The following is a 667-nucleotide window of genomic DNA, read 5'->3' as shown; positions in this document are numbered from 1 at the left end:
TTTAGCATTTAGTCCTCCATTTTAGTTTAAATCTTCTCTTAGATTAGTTTTTATTTTTCTACCACACTACTACACTTCTATTAAGTCATTCTTTCACTTTTATTTCTCGGAACGTTTAGTGGAACATTAGTATAATCCCCCAATCCTTTGAGGCTCTAAGGCAGAACAAAGAACGTTGAAAGTTACAAAAAACCTAAAGGTTCTCTTAATCAGGCCTAGTCCCTTATTATATATATTTTTTCTATTCTTTCTTATTTTTAATGTTCTTCGTTCCAACACCTCGTCAGCCCCCAGTAATCAAAGGGTTCAGGCGGAACATTATGATGTAGTTTTTCGTTCCAATAACGTTCCTAAAAAGGGATGCTATACCCCTCTAAAAACGGAAACTTATAGTATCTACCTTTCACTCCATCTTTAGTTGTATTTTCCTGTTCATACCCTAATGCTGTTAAAGCTCTTCCCACAGCACGTGGCTTTATGGACTTCTGATGTTGTTCGAATATATAATCACAAATAGCTGTACTTGTAATATAACCCCACTGCGCTTTAGGCTGATTTAGAGGAAGATATTCTTCAATAAGTAGCTGTTCATCTGATTTAACCATATAAGTTTTGTTGCGCATATTATTAAATTTAATCTCCTCACTACTCATATAAGTTCTAGCCT

1 protein-coding gene is annotated in these 667 nt (G+C 34.6%); it reads right to left on the bottom strand.

Going from position 1 to position 667, the window contains the following annotated elements; translation table 11 throughout:
* Positions 1–350: 350 nt before the first annotated feature.
* Positions 351–667 (bottom strand): hypothetical protein (locus H8718_RS21195; protein ID WP_249334881.1); only part of this gene is annotated, 317 nt, incomplete at its 5' end.

This window comes from Zhenhengia yiwuensis (assembly GCF_014384995.1).
Classification (GTDB): Bacteria; Bacillota; Clostridia; order Lachnospirales; family Cellulosilyticaceae; genus Zhenhengia; species Zhenhengia yiwuensis.
This window is presented reverse-complemented; position numbering and strand designations above follow the sequence as displayed.